General features: G+C 72.5%; 1 protein-coding gene. It reads left to right on the forward strand.

The features are described 5' to 3' along the window. The coding region (locus NP777_RS47025; protein WP_305890871.1) for a ketoacyl-synthetase C-terminal extension domain-containing protein at positions 1–748 on the forward strand (748 nt) is incomplete at both ends.

The raw sequence follows: 748 nt of genomic DNA on the forward strand, positions 1-748 counted from the left end.
CTCGCAGCAGCGGGTGATCCGGGCGGCGCTGGCGAACGCACGACTGTCGGCCGCCGAGGTGGACGCGGTCGAGGCGCACGGTACGGGTACGACGCTGGGCGATCCGATCGAGGCGCAGGCGCTGCTGGCCACGTACGGCCGTGAACGCACCGATGACGAGCCCCTGTGGCTCGGCTCGATCAAGTCCAACATCGGACACACCCAGGCCGCGGCCGGTGTCGCGGGCATCATGAAGATGGTGCTTGCCATGCGGCATGGTCTGCTGCCGCGGACACTGGGCGTCGACGAACCGTCGACGCACATCGACTGGACGGCGGGAGCCGTCGAGCTGCTCACCGAGGCCAGGCCCTGGCCCCAGACCGGCCGCCCACGCCGGGCGGGTGTCTCCTCCTTCGGCCTCAGCGGCACCAACGCGCACATCATCCTCGAGCAGGCGCCGTCGGCCGAGGGCCAAGGCTCCGAGGCGACAGGGGAATTGGCGCCCGCCGTGGTGCCATGGGTGCTGTCGGCGAAGTCCGATGCCGGTGTGCGGGAGCAGGGCGGACGACTGCTCTCGCTCGTGGCCGGGGAGAGCGGCCCGGCGACGAAGGACGTCGGTCTGTCGCTGGTCACCACGCGTGCCGTGTTCGACCGGCGGGCGGTGGTGCTGGGCGCTGACCGTACCGCGCTCATCAGCGGCCTGACCGCGCTGGCCGAGGGCCGCGAGGTGACAGGTGTGGTGCGGGGGGCCGCGGTCGGCTCCGACGCC

Origin of the sequence: Streptomyces rugosispiralis (assembly GCF_024505145.1) — a bacterium.
Lineage (GTDB): Bacteria > Actinomycetota > Actinomycetes > Streptomycetales > Streptomycetaceae > Streptomyces > Streptomyces rugosispiralis.